Source organism: Micromonospora arida (assembly GCF_042873195.1).
Classification (GTDB): Bacteria; Actinomycetota; Actinomycetes; order Mycobacteriales; family Micromonosporaceae; genus Micromonospora; species Micromonospora arida.
Genome location: NZ_JBIALC010000007.1, coordinates 40,025 through 55,582 on the forward strand (window position 1 = coordinate 40,025; position 15,558 = coordinate 55,582).

At 72.0% G+C, this 15,558-nt stretch carries 17 protein-coding genes; 10 read left to right on the plus strand and 7 right to left on the minus strand.

Annotated elements, in window-relative coordinates; all coding sequences use genetic code 11:
- Nucleotides 1-19 precede the first annotated feature (19 nt).
- The gene (locus tag ACFYP0_RS21040) at nt 20-1,612 is read left to right on the plus strand and encodes a histidine kinase N-terminal domain-containing protein (RefSeq protein WP_356976739.1); all 1,593 of its coding nucleotides are present in this window, start codon (nt 20-22) and stop codon (nt 1,610-1,612) included.
- A gap of 150 nt (nt 1,613-1,762) precedes the next feature.
- Here ACFYP0_RS21040 and ACFYP0_RS21045 read toward each other — a convergent pair whose 3' ends face one another.
- Nucleotides 1,763-3,271: a glycosyltransferase family 39 protein gene (locus ACFYP0_RS21045; protein WP_386997253.1), complete on the minus strand. Its 1,509-nt coding sequence runs from the start codon at nt 3,269-3,271 to the stop codon at nt 1,763-1,765.
- Between the two features lie 36 nt (nt 3,272-3,307).
- Entirely contained in the window at nt 3,308-4,333 is a 1,026-nt protein-coding gene (locus ACFYP0_RS21050; RefSeq protein ID WP_386997255.1) for an aldo/keto reductase family protein, read from the minus strand.
- Between the two features lie 62 nt (nt 4,334-4,395).
- Here ACFYP0_RS21050 and ACFYP0_RS21055 point away from each other — a divergent pair, with 62 nt between their 5' ends.
- The 5 genes from ACFYP0_RS21055 to ACFYP0_RS21075 all read left to right on the plus strand — a co-directional run bounded on the left by ACFYP0_RS21055 (nt 4,396) and on the right by ACFYP0_RS21075 (nt 9,013).
- Nucleotides 4,396-5,307, plus strand: a complete 912-nt coding sequence (locus ACFYP0_RS21055) for an ArsR/SmtB family transcription factor (RefSeq protein ID WP_355494520.1) — start codon at nt 4,396-4,398, stop codon at nt 5,305-5,307.
- 292 nt (nt 5,308-5,599) lie between these two features.
- On the plus strand, nt 5,600-7,312 hold the full coding sequence (locus ACFYP0_RS21060; RefSeq protein WP_356976735.1) for a nitrite/sulfite reductase: 1,713 nt from the start codon (nt 5,600-5,602) through the stop codon (nt 7,310-7,312).
- Nucleotides 7,309-7,470: a hypothetical protein gene (locus ACFYP0_RS21065; protein WP_165435836.1), complete on the plus strand. Its 162-nt coding sequence runs from the start codon at nt 7,309-7,311 to the stop codon at nt 7,468-7,470. The genes ACFYP0_RS21060 and ACFYP0_RS21065 overlap by 4 nt, the downstream gene beginning before the upstream one ends.
- Nucleotides 7,467-8,228 carry a phosphoadenylyl-sulfate reductase gene (locus tag ACFYP0_RS21070; RefSeq protein ID WP_356976733.1) on the plus strand — a complete coding sequence of 254 codons (762 nt, stop codon included), beginning with the start codon at nt 7,467-7,469 and terminating at the stop codon, nt 8,226-8,228. Before ACFYP0_RS21065 ends, ACFYP0_RS21070 begins: the two co-directional genes overlap by 4 nt.
- A complete protein-coding gene (locus ACFYP0_RS21075; RefSeq protein WP_386997258.1) occupies nt 8,210-9,013 on the plus strand; it encodes a sirohydrochlorin chelatase in 804 nt (267 codons plus the stop codon). The genes ACFYP0_RS21070 and ACFYP0_RS21075 overlap by 19 nt, the downstream gene beginning before the upstream one ends.
- Nucleotides 9,014-9,100: 87 nt before the next feature.
- Here ACFYP0_RS21075 and ACFYP0_RS21080 read toward each other — a convergent pair whose 3' ends face one another.
- Complete coding sequence (locus ACFYP0_RS21080) at nt 9,101-9,358, minus strand: WhiB family transcriptional regulator (RefSeq protein WP_088950012.1); 258 nt, start codon at nt 9,356-9,358, stop codon at nt 9,101-9,103.
- Between the two features lie 446 nt (nt 9,359-9,804).
- Nucleotides 9,805-10,755, minus strand: coding sequence for a diacylglycerol/lipid kinase family protein (locus ACFYP0_RS21085; protein ID WP_355494517.1), 951 nt, complete (start codon nt 10,753-10,755; stop codon nt 9,805-9,807).
- A gap of 43 nt (nt 10,756-10,798) precedes the next feature.
- Here ACFYP0_RS21085 and ACFYP0_RS21090 point away from each other — a divergent pair, with 43 nt between their 5' ends.
- Nucleotides 10,799-11,188, plus strand: coding sequence for a hypothetical protein (locus tag ACFYP0_RS21090; RefSeq protein ID WP_124853891.1), 390 nt, complete (start codon nt 10,799-10,801; stop codon nt 11,186-11,188).
- Between the two features lie 22 nt (nt 11,189-11,210).
- Here ACFYP0_RS21090 and ACFYP0_RS21095 read toward each other — a convergent pair whose 3' ends face one another.
- Genes ACFYP0_RS21095 through sodN form a run of 3 tightly spaced genes read right to left on the minus strand, consistent with a single transcriptional unit; the run spans nt 11,211 to nt 12,618 of the window.
- On the minus strand, nt 11,211-11,618 hold the full coding sequence (locus tag ACFYP0_RS21095) for an ATP-binding protein (protein ID WP_091406059.1): 408 nt from the start codon (nt 11,616-11,618) through the stop codon (nt 11,211-11,213).
- 32 nt (nt 11,619-11,650) lie between these two features.
- Nucleotides 11,651-12,217 (minus strand): GNAT family N-acetyltransferase, encoded by a 567-nt coding sequence (locus ACFYP0_RS21100; protein ID WP_355494516.1) that lies wholly within the window; start codon nt 12,215-12,217, stop codon nt 11,651-11,653.
- Nucleotides 12,214-12,618 (minus strand): superoxide dismutase, Ni, encoded by a 405-nt coding sequence (gene sodN / locus ACFYP0_RS21105; protein ID WP_088987805.1) that lies wholly within the window; start codon nt 12,616-12,618, stop codon nt 12,214-12,216. The genes ACFYP0_RS21100 and sodN overlap by 4 nt, the downstream gene beginning before the upstream one ends.
- A gap of 83 nt (nt 12,619-12,701) precedes the next feature.
- Between sodN and ACFYP0_RS21110 the strand changes: the two genes are divergently transcribed.
- The 3 genes from ACFYP0_RS21110 to ACFYP0_RS21120 all read left to right on the plus strand — a co-directional run bounded on the left by ACFYP0_RS21110 (nt 12,702) and on the right by ACFYP0_RS21120 (nt 15,518).
- Nucleotides 12,702-13,052, plus strand: a complete 351-nt coding sequence (locus ACFYP0_RS21110; protein ID WP_356976888.1) for a S24/S26 family peptidase — start codon at nt 12,702-12,704, stop codon at nt 13,050-13,052.
- Nucleotides 13,053-13,197: 145 nt separating this feature from the next.
- The gene (locus tag ACFYP0_RS21115) at nt 13,198-14,376 is read left to right on the plus strand and encodes an NAD(P)-dependent malic enzyme (RefSeq protein ID WP_112583660.1); all 1,179 of its coding nucleotides are present in this window, start codon (nt 13,198-13,200) and stop codon (nt 14,374-14,376) included.
- A 179-nt stretch (nt 14,377-14,555) separates the two neighbouring features.
- Nucleotides 14,556-15,518, plus strand: a complete 963-nt coding sequence (locus ACFYP0_RS21120; RefSeq protein ID WP_386997263.1) for a zinc-binding dehydrogenase — start codon at nt 14,556-14,558, stop codon at nt 15,516-15,518.
- The last annotated feature ends 40 nt before the right edge of the window (nt 15,519-15,558 follow it).

Consider the following 15,558-nt stretch of genomic DNA (forward strand, 5'->3'; position numbering starts at 1 on the left):
GCGTGGCACCCTGGTCACCGTGTCCACGCTGCGCGACCTCGCCGAGGAGCACACCCATCTCCGTCCGGCCGACATCGACCACCTGCACCGGATCGCCGGCGACTGGCAACTGCTCTCCGATCTGTCCTTCGCTGACCTGCTGCTCTGGGTGCCGGTCGACGCCGACGGCACGTTCCTCTGCGTCGCCCAGGTTCGCCCGACCACCGCACCTACCGCCTACCAGGACGACCAGGTGGGTCGGATCGTCGGCGGGCCGGAGGTGGCCCACCTGGGGGTGGCGTACTCCCAGGGCCGGATCTGGCGCGAGGGCGACCCGGTCTGGTACGGCGACGTGCCGGCCCGGCACGAGGCGATCCCGGTTCGGCTGCGTACCGCCGAGGGGGAGGCCGGCGAGGTGATCGCCGTGGTGGGGCGGGACACCAACCTCTCCACCGCGCGTACGCCCAGCCAGCTGGAGCTCAACTACCTCACCACCGCCGACGACCTGGCGCAGATGATCGCGGACGGCACCTTCCCGCCGCCGCGGCATCCGGGCGAGACCACCTCGGCACCCCGGGTCGGCGACGGCCTGGTCCGGCTCGACGCCGGCGGCAAGGTCACCTATGCCAGCCCGAACGCGCAGTCCGCGTACCGCCGACTGGGCTACGCCTCGCACCTGGTGGGGGAGGACCTGGCCGCGTTGCACCGTCGGCTGGCCGGTGACCCGCTGGACGGCACCGAGGCCTCGAACGGCATCCTGGCCGCGCTGCGCGGTGAGGCGCCACCCCGGCGGGAGATCGACGCACGAGGTGCCACGATGCTCACCCGGGCGCTGCCGCTGATGCCGGCCGGGGTGCCGATCGGAGCGTTGGTGCTGGTCCGGGACATCACCGAGGTCCGTCGCCGGGACCGGGCACTGATCACCAAGGACGCCACCATCCGGGAGATCCACCACCGGGTGAAGAACAATCTCCAGACGGTGGCCGCGCTGCTGCGGTTGCAGGCCCGCCGGGTGGCGATGCCGGAGGCCCGGGTCGCGCTTGAGGAATCGGTCCGTCGGGTCGCCTCGATCGCTCTGGTCCACGAGACGCTCTCGATGTCCAGCGACGAGGCGGTGGAGTTCGACGGCATCGTCGACCGGGTGGCCAGCGCGGCGACCGAGGTCGCGGCGACCGAGGTGAGCGTCGGCATGCGCCGGCGGGGCAGCTTCGGCGTACTGCCGGCGGAGATCGCCACGTCGCTGGTGATGGTTCTCAACGAGTTGCTGCTCAACGCCGTCGAGCACGGCTTCCCGCCGGCCGAGGAGGCGGAGGAGGCCCCGGTGGCCGCCGCCTCCGGCATGGTGCCGGTCGCCGCTCCCGAGGTGGACCCGTCGCTGCGGCCCGAGGTGGTGGTCTCCGCGCACCGGTTCCGCAAGATGCTGCACGTCTCGGTGACCGACAACGGGCGCGGCCTGCCCCCGGACTTCGACGCCGAACGCGGCAGCCGGCTCGGCCTCCAGATCGTCCGAGCCCTGATCACCGGGGAGCTGCGCGGCACCATCGAACTGCGCGCCGGCGCCAACGGTGGCACCGAGGCCATGCTGGTCGTTCCGTTGGCCCGCACCACCCCCGACGGCCGCTCGCAGGCCTGACCCGCCCTCCCACCTCCGGTGGGGCGGGGTCTGCGGCGGGAGCGGATATCAGGACGGGCGTGATGCCTCTCAGTCATCAAAATGACTCACCGGCATCAGGCGCATCGAGGTGGGCGAGCCCGACCCCCCGGCCGGCGCCCGGGGGTCGGGTCAGCGTTCGGGGCGGCTGTTCAGCAGGGCGACGGTGAGGCCGGGTCGCTGCCAGACCTGCGTGACGGTGAAGTTCGTGCGCAGCGCGTCGCCCTTGGCACCGGACACGGCGGCCAGCGGCTCGGCGTGCCGGCCGGAGACGACGAGCCACACCCGTGTCGTACCGGCGAGGCACTGGGCTGGCTGCGGACACTCGGCGGCCCACAGATCGCCGCGGCGGACCTCGTCCTCGGTGACCAGCACGTCGCGTGGTGGGTCGCTGAGGTGGTACTCGATGCCGAGGTCGAGGAAGAGCCAACTGTGCCGGGGCGAGTAGACCACGGCGTCCCCCGGGCGTTGGCCGTCGGCGATCACCCGGGCCGCTCCCGCGTAGTCCACCGGCGCGCTGCGTGGCCACTCGTGTGTCCGCCGCAGCGCGGCCTGGTCGGGTAGGCCGAGCAGCCCGGCCAGGACCACCACGACGAGCGCGGCCGGGGCGGCCACGGCGGCCAGCGCCGCGCCCGCCAGCAGGCACGCGAAGGGCACCACGAAGACCAGGTACCGGGGCACCCACAGCGGTACGACAGTGCCGGCGGCGAAGAGCAGCAGTACGGGCAGCAGCACCGCGCCGACCGGCAGCAGGGCGCGCCGCCCGACTCGGGCCGCGCCCAGCGCCGCGACCCCGACCAGCAGTCCACCGACCAGACTGCTCTGGGTGACGCCGCCGGGCAGCGCGGTGAGGTCGTCCAGTCGGGCCAGGTGGACCCAGTTCAACTGCCGGGACTGCTGGGTCCGGGCCTTGACCAGCAGCGGGCCGGCCAGCAGCGCGACCGGCACCACGGCGACCAGCCACCTCCACACCCGTCGGTCCCGCTCGGCGTCGGGCTGGGCCGGGGTGGCGACGCCCGCCGGGACCGGGCCGCGCCACCAGGCGATGAGGACGACCAGCGCGTGGGCGGCGAGCACTGTGAGCGCGATCAGGTGGATGAGCCCGAGAGCGGCGACGGCGGCGGCGTAACCGGCCCAGCGGGCCCAGCTCGGTCGACGCAGCGCGGTCACCAGCAGCAGGGTGGCGAGCACGGCGAGCATGGTGGCCAGCGCGTACGGGCGAGCCTCCTGCCCGTAGCGGGAGGTGCCGGGGAGCACCGCGAACAGCAGCCCGGCGAAGAGGCCGCTGCGCCGGTCGACGAGCCGCGCGCCGAGCACGGCGAGCAACCCGGCGGCCACTGTCATCGCCAACACTGCCGGTACGCGCAGGGCGATCGTGGAGTCGCCGAAGACCCTGGTCCAGCCGTGCATCAGCAGGTAGTACGGCCCGGTGGCGGCGTCGATGGTGCCGGCCAGTCGGGCCAGGTCGCCGGGCGACCGGGTGGCCGCGCTCCACGTCGCCAACTCGTCGCGCCAGAGCTGGGCGGAGCCCAGCCCGGTCACTGTCACCGCCAGGGTCAACAGCGCCGGGGGGAGCCAGACCGGCAGGCGGCGCAGGTGCTCCCACGCCGCCCCGGCCGACCTCTCGGACAATTGCCCCACGGTCCGAGCCTGCCACGGCCACCCCCTCCGTGGGCGTCAGCCGGCGGCAGGTGACGGGCGCCAGGCGGGCATCACGTCGTTCGGCCGGGCGGTCTTCGCCGGATCACGCTCCACGAGTTCGTCGAGAACGGCGTCGATTTCGGCCATCAGCTCGTCGTCGAGCCGTACCGTGGCGGCCTTGGCCGTCTCCGTCAGCTGCTCGGGCCGTGACGCGCCGACGATCGCGCCCGCCACGGTCGGCTGGCGCAGCACCCACGCCACCGCCAACTGGGCCATCGTGCAGCCGGCGGCCTCGGCGATCGGTCGGAGCCGGCGTACCCGGGAGAGCAGCAGATCCGAGGAGTAGCGGGCGATGAACGAGCCACCGAAGCCGTCGGTGGCCCGGGAGCCGGCGGGTGGACGTGCGCCGGGCTCGTACCGACCGGTCAGCACGCCCATCGCGAGGGGCGACCAGGCGAGCTGGCCCAGGCCCAGGTCGGCGCAGGCGGGGGACACCTCGGCCTCCACCACCCGCCACAGCATCGAGTACTGCGGCTGGTTGGCGATGAACGGGATGTGCAGCTCGGCGGCGAGCCGCAGGCCCGCGCGCAGTTGCGGGGCGGTCCACTCGGAGGCCCCGACGTAGAGCACCTTGCCCTGGCGGACCAGGTCGGCGAAGGCGAGCATCGTCTCCTCCAGCGGCACGCTGTCGTCGTACCGGTGCGCCTGATAGAGGTCGATGTAGTCGGTGCCCAGCCGGCTCAGCGAGGCGTGACAGCCCTCGATGATGTGCTTGCGGGACAGCCCGGCGTCGTTGGCCCCCGGCCCGACCGGCAGGCACACCTTCGTGCACAGCTCGATCGAGCTGCGCCGGACGCCGCTCAGCGCCTTGCCCAACGCCTCCTCGGCCCGCCCCTGCGCGTACCGGTCGGCGGTGTCGAACGTGGTGATGCCCGCGTCGAGGGCGGCGGCCACGCACGCGGCCGCCGCGCCGTCGTCGAGCTGGTTGCCGTGGGTGACCCAGTTGCCGTACGCGACCGCGCTGACGCGCAGGCCCGACCGGCCCAGTTGCCTGAACTCCATACGAGGATCCTCGGGCCGCCCCGCGCTGTCGCCGAACCGTTCGAACGTGGTCGAATCCGTAGGTGATCGAGGTCCGGTTCTCGCCCGACGACCTGAGCCGGGTCCGGTTCGTGCACTCGCCCCTGGCCGAGCTGGTGGCGAGCTCTTGGGCGTTACGCAAGCCGGCGAAGTACTGGATGCACCGTCCGTGGCGGGAACGCGCGGAGCGGCTGCTGCCGGATGCCGGCCTGGAACCGCTGTTGGCGGTGCTCAGGTCGTCGAACGGCTACGTGCCGGATTTCCTCACCCCGATCGGGGTGGCACCGAACCTGGCCGCCGAGCTGCGGGCGGTCGCCGGCACCGACCCGTCCCGGGTGCGGCGGCAACTGGAACGCGCTGGCGCACCCCGCCTGTCCCCGGACGAGTTGGTCGCGCAGCTCCACCGCTACTTCACCCTGCTGATCGCACCGGACTGGCCCCGGCTGCGGGCGCTCGCGCTGGCCGACATCCGACGGCGGACACTGCTCGCCGCCGAGCAGGGCGGGCGCACCCTGCTGCGCGAGGTGCACCCGTTGATCCGGTGGGACGGCGCGGCGCTGCGGGTCGCCGTCGGCGCGACCCTGTCGGCCGGCCTGGACGGACGCCCGTGGACGCTGCTGCCCACCGCGTTCTCCGGGCCGACGGTGCACGCGATCATGGAGGGTGACGCCGGGCCCGCCCTCTGCTATCCGCCCACCGGGCTGGGCGGGCTGTGGGATTCGCCGCCGCCCAGCGCGGCGCTGGGCGCTCTCCTCGGCGGTACCCGGGCGGCGGCGCTCTCCCTGCTCGACTCGCCGCTGAGCACCGGCGAGCTGGCCGCGATGCTGGGTCTCGCGCCCGCGACCGCGTCGCACCACCTCACCACGCTGCGGGACAACGGCCTGATCGTCGGCGTACGACAGGGGCGGGTGGTGCGTTATGCCCGAACTGTCCTTGGTGACCAGCTGGTCGGGTGAGCCCCGGCCCGTGATGTGGGATCCAGCACGCGGACATTGGCCGGCCCGCATGGGGTGTGGCAGCATGGGCCCATGACCGCCGCAGTCGTCCGCCGCTTCGTGGCACGTCGCCACGTCGATTACGGCCGCGTGCGCAGCGCGATCTGTCCGGCCCACTGACGACGCCCGACCATTCTGTCTCGGGCGCGCTCCGCGCCGGCTGTCTGAAGACACCGTTGTCCCGCCCGCTTCGCCGGGCCGGCCGCCGCGCCCCGCGTATCCCGAGGCACAGCAGACAACGGAGGACGCCGCGATGGCGGTCAGCAGCATCCCGGCCCGTTCCGAGGACCCGACGGCTCGCCCGACCCGAGCGCCGCGCCGGCCACGGGGTGAGGGTCAGTGGGCGCTCGGCCACCGCGAGCCGCTCAACCCCAACGAGCGGATCAAGAAGGACGACGACCCACTCAACGTCCGGGCCCGCATCGAAACCATCTACGCCCACCGCGGCTTCGCCTCCATCGACCCGCAGGATCTGCGGGGCCGGTTCCGTTGGTGGGGTCTCTACACCCAGCGCAAGGCGGGCATCGACGGCGGGCGTACCGCCGTGCTGGAGCCGCACGAGCTGGAGGACGAGTTCTTCATGCTCCGGGTCCGCATCGACGGCGGCCAGCTCAGCCTGGCCCAGCTGCGGGTGATCGCGGACATCTCCCGGGAGTTCGCGCGGGACACCGCCGACATCACCGACCGGCAGAACATCCAGTACCACTGGATCCGGGTCGAGGACATGCCGGAGATCTGGCGCCGGCTGGAGTCGGTCGGCCTGCAGACCACCGAGGCGTGCGGCGACTGCCCGCGGATCGTGCTGGGCAGCCCGGTGGCCGGGGTCGCCCGCGACGAGCTGCTCGACCCGACCCCGGCGATCGACGAGATCGTCTCCCGGTACGTCGGCGACAAGCAGTTCTCCAACCTGCCCCGCAAGTTCAAGACGTCGATCTCCTGGCTGGTGGACACCCCGTACGAGTCGAACGACATCGCCTTCCTCGGTGTCGACCACCCGGAGCACGGGCCCGGCTTCGACGTCTGGGTCGGCGGGGGCCTCTCCACCAACCCGATGCTGGCCAAGCGGCTCGGCGTCTGGGTGCCGCTGGCCGAGGTGCCGGACGTGTGGGCCGGGGTGGTCGGGATCTTCCGCGACTACGGCTACCGCCGACTGCGCAACCGGGCCCGGTTGAAGTTCCTGGTGGCCGACTGGGGCGTGGAGCGCTTCCGTGAGGTCCTGGAGAAGGACTACCTCGGTCGTACGCTGCTCGACGGCCCGGCGCCGGTCCTGCCGTCGAAGCCGGTCGACCACGTGGGCGTGCACGAGCAGGCCGACGGGCGGCACTACGTGGGCGCCGCTCCGGTGGTCGGGCGGGTCTCCGGCGCGCAGCTCAGCCAGCTGGCCGACGTGGTCGAGGCGCACGGCAGCGACCGGGTGCGGCTCACCCCGTACCAGAAGCTGCTGGTGCTCGACGTGCCGACGGAGCGGACGGAGTCGCTGATCGACGCGCTGCGCGGGATCGGTCTGGAGGCCCGGCCGTCGGCCTGGCGGCGCGGCACGATGGCGTGCACCGGCATCGAGTACTGCAAGCTCGCCATCGTCGAGACGAAGGCCCGCGGCGAGGAGTTGGTGGCCCGGCTGGAGCAGCGGCTGCGCGACTTCGACGCGGACATCTCGATCCACATCAACGGCTGCCCGAACGCGTGCGCACGCACCCAGGTGGCCGACATCGGGCTCAAGGGTCAACTGGTGGTCGGCCCGGACGGCCGGCAGGTCGAGGGTTTCCAGGTGCACCTGGGCGGCGGGCTGGGCATGGCCCAGGGGCAGACCGCCGGTTTCGGCCGCAAGCTTCGCGGCCTGAAGACCACCGCCGACGAACTTCCGGAGTACGTGGAACGGCTGGCCCGTCGCTACCTGGCCGGTCGGAGCGAGGGCGAGACGTTCGCCAACTGGGTGATCAGAGTCGACGAGGAGGAACTGCGGTGAGCAGCGAGAACCGAGCGGCACCTCTGTACTGCCCGTACTGCGGCGAGGAGGACCTGCGGCCGCACGAGGCGGGTCACGGCGCCTGGGAGTGCCACGCCTGCACCCGGGTCTTCTCGGTGAAGTTCACCGGGTTGCTGAGTCGGGCGGTGACCTCATGAGTCTCGTCTCGGCCGCGAGCCTGCGCCTGGTGGGCCCGGGCGGCTCGACGCCCACCGACCCGGCCCGGCGCGACCCGGACGAGCTGCGGGCCCTGGCCGAGCAGGCCGCTCGGGACCTGGAGGGTGCCCCGGCACTGGAGATCGCCCGTTGGGCGGCGCAGACCTTCGGTGAGCGGTTCTGTGTGACCAGCTCGATGGCCGACGCCGTGCTGGCGCACCTGGTCTCCCGGGTGGCCCCCGGGGTGGACGTGGTCTTCCTCGACACCGGCCTGCACTTCCCCGAGACGCTGCGGGTACGCGACGAGGTCGTCCGGACGCTGCCGGTGAACGTCAGGTCGATCCGGCCCCGGCTCACCGTCGGTCAGCAGGACGGCCAGTACGGCCCCCGGCTGTTCAACAAGTCGCCGGACGACTGCTGCCAGTTGCGCAAGGTGGAGCCGCTGGAGCGGGCGCTGACCGGGTACGACGCCTGGGCCGCCGGTCTGCGTCGGGACGAGTCGCCGAGCCGGGCCAACACGCCGGTGGTGACCTTCGACGCGCGTCGGGGCAAGGTCAAGGTCAATCCGATCGCGGCCTGGTCGCAGAAGGATGTGGACTCCTACATCGCCCGCTTCAACGTGCCGGTCAACGAGCTTTTCAAGCAGGGGTACGGGTCGATCGGCTGCTGGCCGTGCACCCGCCGTACGAAGGCGGGCGAGGACGCGCGGGCCGGCCGGTGGGCCATGTTCGAGAAGACCGAGTGCGGGCTGCACGTCTGACCTCCCCGGCGACGCCCCTGACCGGCCCGACCGTGGCCGGCGGGGCGGACCCGGTGGTGCTGGTCGCGCACGGCAGCCGTGATCCACGAGCGGCCGATGCCACCCGGGCGCTGGCTCGGGCGGTGTCGGCGGCCCGGCCGGGCACGCCGGTGTGGGCGAGTTGGCTGGACCACACCGAGCCGGGGCCGACCGAGGTGCTGCGCGACCTGGCCGTGGCCGGTCACCGCCGGGCGGTGCTGGTGCCGCTGCTGCTGACCGCCGCGTACCACCGTCGGGTGGACATTCCGGCGGCGGTCGCCGCGGCGGCGCGGTCCGGGCCACCGCTGGCGGTACGGGTCACCGATGTGCTCGGCCCAGTGGACGACACGACTGATCCTGGGCTGCTGGCGGGGCTGTGCCGTCGGTTGGGTGAGACGCGTCCGGGCCGCTTCGACGCGTTGGTGCTGGCGGCGGCGGGCACCCGGGACGCGCGGGCGCGACGGTCGGTGGGCCGGGTCGCCGATGCGCTCGGTGCGGAGTTCGGGGTGCCCTGCCGGGTGGCGTACGCGTCGGCGGCCCCACCGGCGGCCGGCATGGCGGTGTCCCGGCTGCGGGCGTCCGGCGCGCGCCGGGTCGCGGTGTCCGCGTACTTCCTGGCACCGGGGCTGTTCCACGACGCGGTGACCGAGGCGGCCGGGGCGGCGGGTGCGGTGGCGGTCGCCGCGCCGCTGACCGATGCACCGGAGTTGGTCGAGTTGGTGCTGCGTCGGGTCGACGACCGGCCCGTGCTGGCGTCTACGGGCTGATACCCGTGCCGGCACGGCGTGACCGGGGCCGGACAGCAGAACGCCCCGGTGGGCGAACCCACCGGGGCGTACAGCTGTGTGTTGGGATCAGGCGGAGTGAGCGCGCAGCACCCGGAGACCGCCGCGCCGCTTGACGGCGCGCCGCTCTTCCTCGCTCATCCCGCCCCAGACGCCGGCGTCCTGACCCGACTCGAGTGCCCACTGCAGGCACTGGTCGGTCACGGAGCAGCGCCTGCAGACGGCCTTTGCCTGCTCGACCTGCAGGAGAGCAGGTCCGGACGTCCCGATCGGGAAGAACAGTTCCGGGTCCTCGTCGCGGCAGACACTATGGTGACGCCAGTCCATGGCGGCAACACTCCTCATTCTGGATGGGTGGCAACAATTGCTTGTCGTGCTTTTCCTATATGCATCCGCAGTGCCGACGTGACCCTTGGCGTTCGTCAATTCGGCAGTGCGTGAGCAGGCGGTTAGCGCCGGGGACCTGCTGGAACAGCTCAACCTGACGAGCATATCCAGGCAATGTCCCGGTAACTCAAGTTCGCTTGTGAATACTTTCACGAACAGTCGTGATGTCAAGGGTGACGCTCGGAAAAACTCCGGGCGGTGAGCAAGCCCACAACCCATTTGTCCGGATACCAGTGCTTTCCTGGTTACCCGCCGTGCCACAGTCGAGGATCAATATAGTACAGTCCGCGTGACATTGCTGACATTTCCGGCACCTGTTCTCGGTGTCGCAGCGGCGTGTCGATCGGCTGTGGCCACCGCGTCGACCAAGGGCAGTACCCCGAGACCTAGCAGATTACTCTCAGTGCGGCCGGAACGGAGGTGAATCTGACTTTCTCCCGCTCGCCGAGATAGTCCCCGTCCAGCTGGAACGCCTGCGGACGGCCGGAGACCAGCGTGAACTCCGCCGTGTCATGGAGTCGTAACACCTGTCGGCCGCGTGGATCCGGCTGCCGGGACAGGAACTGCGTCACTGTCCGTGTTGTGCTAGCCACCCGGAGCTGACGCAACGCCAGCACATCCAGCCCGAGATCGAACGACGCCGCCGGGTTCGGGTTGACCTCCCGGTCGCCCAGGTACGTCCAGGGGGCCGTGTTCTGGATGATGACGGTGGCCAGCTCGGCCTCCGCCGGCTCGCCCGGACGCTCCAGAACGATCGCCGGGTGCCGCCGGTCCGAGGCGAAGAAGTACTGGTTCATGATCGAACGCAGATAGAGCGACGGTGTGGAGACCCGCCCCTTCCGCCGGGCCTGCTCCACCCGGTGGATCACCGCGGCGTCCAGACCGAAGCCGGCGCAGAAGGTGAAGTAGCGGTCGTCGGCGAGGCCCAGCCCCACCGTCCGGCTCCGGCCCAGCCGCAGTCCTTCCAGGATCATGCTGGTCGCCTCCGGCCACTCCCGGGGCAGACCCACCGCACGGGCGAACACGTTGGTCGAGCCACCGGGGACGGTCGCCAGCGCAGGCAGTCGCTCGGCCATCGGCGCGTCGCCGGCGCGAGTCGGCGGTTCGGCCGTCATCAGGCCGTTCACCACCTCGTTCACCGTGCCGTCGCCACCCAGGGTGACGACCAGGTCGACGCCCTCAGCGGCTGCCTCCCGGGCCAACGCCACGGCGTGCCCACGCCGACGGGTGTAGCGCACGCTGAGATCGACTTCGCTGCGCAGCGCCCGGACGAGCACGTCCCGGCTGCGTTCGCTGGTGGTGGTGGCCTTTGGATTGACCACCAGGACGGCCCGCATGGGCGGCACTGTACCTTCCGACAGCCCGGGTATCGTGGCGCGCGTGACCATCGACTCGGACCCGATCCCCGTCACGCTCCGCTGGGCGGTCCGGCTGCTGTGGGCGGAGGCGGCCGTCGTCGGGCTGATCGCCGTCTGGCTGGTCTGGGCCGACCTCACGGCCACCCGCACCGACCTGCTGGCGGCATTGCTGGTGACCGTGTTCGCCATCGGGGCGGCCGTCGCGCTCTGGGCCCTGGGTCGCGCGCTGCTGCGCCGTCAGGCGGGCGCACGAGCCCCCGCGATCGTGCTCCAGTTGATGCTGCTGCCGATCGGGTGGTTCATGATCCAGGCCGGCCTGGGCTGGCTGGGCGTGCCGCTGATGGCGCTCGGCCTGGGCGTGGCCTGGCTGCTGATCTGCCCTCCGACGACCCGCGCCCTCGGCTTCGAGTGACCTCGCCGGTGCGTCGGGTCGGTCAGTAGCCGCCGGAACGGCGGGTGAGCAGCGCGATCGTGGCCCGATCGTCGGCGGAGGTGGCGGACGCCGAGGTGGTCAGCGCGGTGAGCACCTTCCAGGCGAAGGACGACTCGGCGGGCAGGGTGGCACCGCGCACTGTCGGCACTGTCACCTCGACGGTCAGCGCGTCCTCGGTGACCGCGAAGCGGCACTCCAACTCGGCGTCGCGGGTGGCGATGGCGAGCAGCATGGCGCACGCCTCGTCGACCGCGATCCGCAGATCCTCGATCTCGTCGAGCGCGAACTGCAACCGGGCCGCGAGACCGGCGGTGGCGGTGCGGAGCACGCCGAGGTAACCGCCGTCGGCAGGCACAGTGAGGTGCACCACGTCGTCGTCGATCGCTGGCTGGCCAGTCAGTTGAGTCACGCCTCATCCCCCCGGTCGGGGACTCTACCCGGTCAGTCGCCCATACGCGTGCTGGCGGTGGTGGCATGCTCGGCCAGCTCGCGGAGCGCGGCGCCGCTGAGTCGGTAGGGAACCCACTCGCTCATCTGCTCGGCGCCGATCGAGGCGTAGAAGCCGGCGGCCGGATTCCAGTCGATCATCCACCACTCCAGCCGCTGGTAACCGCGTCGTACGCAGATGTCGGCCAGCGCGGCGAGCAGCAGTCGCCCGGCGCCGGTGCCCCGGGCGGCCGGCCGGACGTAGAGGTCCTCCAGGTAGATGCCGTGCACGCCGGCCCAGGTGGAGAAGTTGAGGAACCACAGCGCGAAGCCGATCGGCTCGTCGTGCTCGTCCACCGCGACGTGACCGAAGAGCGCCGGAGCAGTCGCACGACCCGGCGCGTCTGACGCCACGCCGCGACCTGGAGCAGTCGTGAAGAGAGCCGAGGTCAGCTGTTCGGTGGTGAGGTGGCACTGCTCGGGGGCACGTTCGTACTCGGCCAGCTCGTGCACCATGGCGACGACGGCCGGCACGTCCTCGGGACGTGCCGGCCGGATCGTCGGGATGACCGGGGAGGTCACGCCTTCTTGGTCTCCCAGAAGATCTTCGAGATCTCGTCGATCTTCGCGAGCAGCTTGTCGGCGGTGGCCGGGTCGAGGCTGCCCTTGACGCCACCGGCGCCGGCGAGCTTGGTGGCCTCGTTGAACAGGCTGTGCAGGTTCGGGTACTTCTCGAAGTGCGGCGGCTTGAAGTAGTCGGTCCAGAGCACCCAGAGGTGGTGCTTGACCAGCTCGGCGCGCTGCTCCTTGATGATGACGGCGCGGGTGCGGAACTCCGGGTCGGTGTTCGCCTGGTACTTCTCGCAGATCATTTTGACCGATTCGGCCTCGATCCGGGCCTGAGCCGGGTCGTAGACACCGCACGGCAGGTCGCAGTGAGCGCTCGCGGTGACGCGGGGCGCAAGGATGCGTGGAAGTCGCATCGGGATCCTCCATGGGAAGTTTGCGATGATCAAAGGCGACATTACTCCTGGGAATGCTCCCCTAACGGGTGGAGGTGAAACCAGTGGTGGCCGATCACCCGGCTGAGGTGCCCCGGTTGCGGAGGCCGCTGACCGCCGTTCTGGTGACCGGCCCGTCCATGGCCCCGACGCTGCGGCACGGTGACGCGGTGCTGGTTCGTCCCGGTGGCCGCCCGATCCGAGCCGGCGACGTGGTGGTCGCGGTCTTCCGGACCCGGCCCGATCTGCTGGTGGTGAAGCGTGCGGTTCGGCCGCAGGACGGCGGCTGGTGGCTGCGCGGCGACAACGACCTGATCACCGATGACTCCCGGGCGTACGGGGTGGCCGACGTACGAGGACGCGTGGTGGCCCGCTACTGGCCGCGCCCCGGACGGCTACCTCGTCGTCAGTTATGACCCTGCTCACATCCGAGGGGTGGTGTCGACACTATGCTCGGAAAGTGCCCGGGTGACCCCCCGCACCGCGTGCCACCGCTCGCCGCCCACCTCGCGGCGGGCCCGGCCGCCTCACATCTGCTCGACAGATCCTGGAGTCACCACCATGTCTTCGTCCACCGTGGACCCCGCTGATCCCGTCTTCCTGCTGCACCGGGGCGGCAAGATGGCCGTCACCTCGACCGTGCCGCTCACCAGCCGGGAGGACCTCTCCCTGGCGTACACCCCGGGGGTGGCCCGGGTGTGTGAGGCGATCGCCGCCGACCCCGCCCTGGTGGACGACTACACCTGGGTGTCGCACACGGTCGCGGTGGTCACCGACGGCTCGGCGGTGCTCGGGCTGGGCAACATCGGTCCCCGGGCCGCGCTGCCGGTGATGGAGGGCAAGGCGGTGCTGTTCAAGCAGTTCGCCGGGGTGGACGCGGTGCCGGTCTGCCTGGACACCCAGGACGTGGACGAGATCGTCGCGGTGGTGCGGGCGCTGGCCCCCTCGTTCGGTGGGATCAACCTGGAGGACATCAGCGCGCCGCGATGCTTCGAGATCGAGCGTCGGCTCGACGAGGCGCTGGACATCCCGGTCTTCCACGACGACCAGCACGGCACCGCCATCGTGGTGCTGGCCGCGCTGCGCAACGCCGCGACGTTGCTCGACCGCAAACTCGGTGACCTGCGGGTGGCGGTGAGTGGCGCGGGCGCGGCCGGTGTCGCCGTGACGAAGATGCTGATCGCCGGGGGCGTCAACCCCGACCAGGTGGTGGTCTGTGACTCCAAGGGGATCATCGGCCGGCATCGCACCGAGCTGACCGGCACCAAGGCCGAGCTGGCGGCGAGCACCAACGCCGACGGCCGCCAAGGCGACATCACCGAGGCGCTGCGCGGCGCGGACGTGCTCGTCGGGGTCTCCGGCGGGCAGATCCCCGAAGCCGCGGTGGCCGGGATGGCGCCCGGCGGGATCGTGTTCGCGCTGGCGAACCCGACTCCCGAGGTGCACCCCGAGGTGGCCGCCCGGCACGTCGCGGTGGTCGCCACCGGGCGCAGTGACTACCCCAACCAGATCAACAACGTGCTGGCCTTCCCCGGTGTGTTCCGCGGTGCGCTGGATGCCGGTGCCACCCGGATCACCGAGGCGATGAAGGTCGCCGCCGCGGACGCCATCGCCGGTGTGGTGGCCGATTCCCTGACCGCCGACGCGATCGTTCCGTCCCCGCTCGACCCGCGCGTCGCGCCGGCCGTGGCCGAGGCGGTCGCCGAAGCCGCCCGCCGCGACGGCGTCGCCCGCCGGTAGGCGCACGCGTCGGCCGGGGCGCTCCGGCGCCGCTGGCCTACGCGCACGCGTGGGCCAGGGGCGCTCCGGCGCAGCATGCGCCGCCGGCCTGCGCGCACGCGTGGGCCAGGGGCGCTCCGGCGCAGCATGCGCCGCTGGCCTACGCGCACGGCTTCTTAACGAGCGCTCAGCTTGTTACCGTGCCGATCATGCGTGCTGCCTTTGCCTCCCGTTTCGACGACGCCGATCCGCTCGCCGCGCTCACCGTCGGCGAGCGGCCCGAGCCGACCCCTCCGGCCGACGACTGGGTGACCGTGCAGTTGCGGGCCACCTCGCTCAACCACCACGACCTCTGGTCGCTGCGCGGGGTGGGTCTCACCGAGGCCCAGCTGCCGATGATCCTCGGTTGCGACGCGGTCGGGCTGGACCCGGAGGGGCGCCGGGTGGTCGTGTACCCCGTGGTCGTCACGCCGGGTGACCCGCGCGGGGTTTCCATCCTCTCCGAGCACTTTGCCGGGACGCTCGCCGAGCGGGTGGCCGTACCCCGATCGAATCTGATCCCGCTGCCCGACGGCATGGCGGCGACCGACGCGGCGTGCCTGCCCACGGCCTGGCTGACCGCGTGGCGGATGTTGACCACCAAGGGCCGCGTCGCGGACGCCGACAGCGTGCTGGTCCAGGGCGCGGGCGGTGGCGTGGCCACCGCGGCCGTCGCGCTCGCCGTCGCAATGGGCAAGCGGGTGTACGCGACCAGCCGCGACGCCGTCAAGAGGGACCGGATCTCGGCCCTCGGCGCCGTCGCCGTGGAGCCCGGTGCCCGGCTGCCGGAGCGGGTGGACGTGGTGATCGAGACGGTCGGCGCGGCCACTTTCGACCACTCGCTGAAGTCGGCCGCGCCGATGGCCCGGATCGTGGTCTCCGGCGCGACCGCCGGGCACGAGCCGTCGGTCAACCTGCGCCGGGTCTTCGCCATGCAGCTGGAGATCCTGGGCACCTCGATGGGCACGCCCGGCGAGCTGTACGAACTGCTGGCATTCTGCTCCGACAACGAGGTGCGCCCGGTGGTGGACAGCGTCATCCCGTTCAGCCGGGTCGAGGACGCCTTCGCCCGACTGCACTCCGGCGACGCCTTCGGCAAGGTCGTCATCGACCACACCGCCTGACGCGCACCGCGCGGTGCATCGCCGCGCCGCGCGCTGCATC

What these genes read in the sequence shown, in the direction of transcription:
- ACFYP0_RS21050 (WP_386997255.1), bottom strand. Translation starts at nt 4,333, where the DNA reads ATGGAGTTCAGGCAACTGGGCCGGTCGGGCCTGCGCGTCAGCGCGGTC.
- ACFYP0_RS21085 (WP_355494517.1), bottom strand. Translation starts at nt 10,755, where the DNA reads ATGCGGGCCGTCCTGGTGGTCAATCCAAAGGCCACCACCACCAGCGAA.
- ACFYP0_RS21070 (WP_356976733.1), top strand. Translation starts at nt 7,467, where the DNA reads ATGAGTCTCGTCTCGGCCGCGAGCCTGCGCCTGGTGGGCCCGGGCGGC.
- ACFYP0_RS21080 (WP_088950012.1), bottom strand. Translation starts at nt 9,358, where the DNA reads ATGGACTGGCGTCACCATAGTGTCTGCCGCGACGAGGACCCGGAACTG.
- sodN (WP_088987805.1), bottom strand. Translation starts at nt 12,618, where the DNA reads ATGCGACTTCCACGCATCCTTGCGCCCCGCGTCACCGCGAGCGCTCAC.
- ACFYP0_RS21115 (WP_112583660.1), top strand. Translation starts at nt 13,198, where the DNA reads ATGTCTTCGTCCACCGTGGACCCCGCTGATCCCGTCTTCCTGCTGCAC.
- ACFYP0_RS21060 (WP_356976735.1), top strand. Translation starts at nt 5,600, where the DNA reads ATGGCGGTCAGCAGCATCCCGGCCCGTTCCGAGGACCCGACGGCTCGC.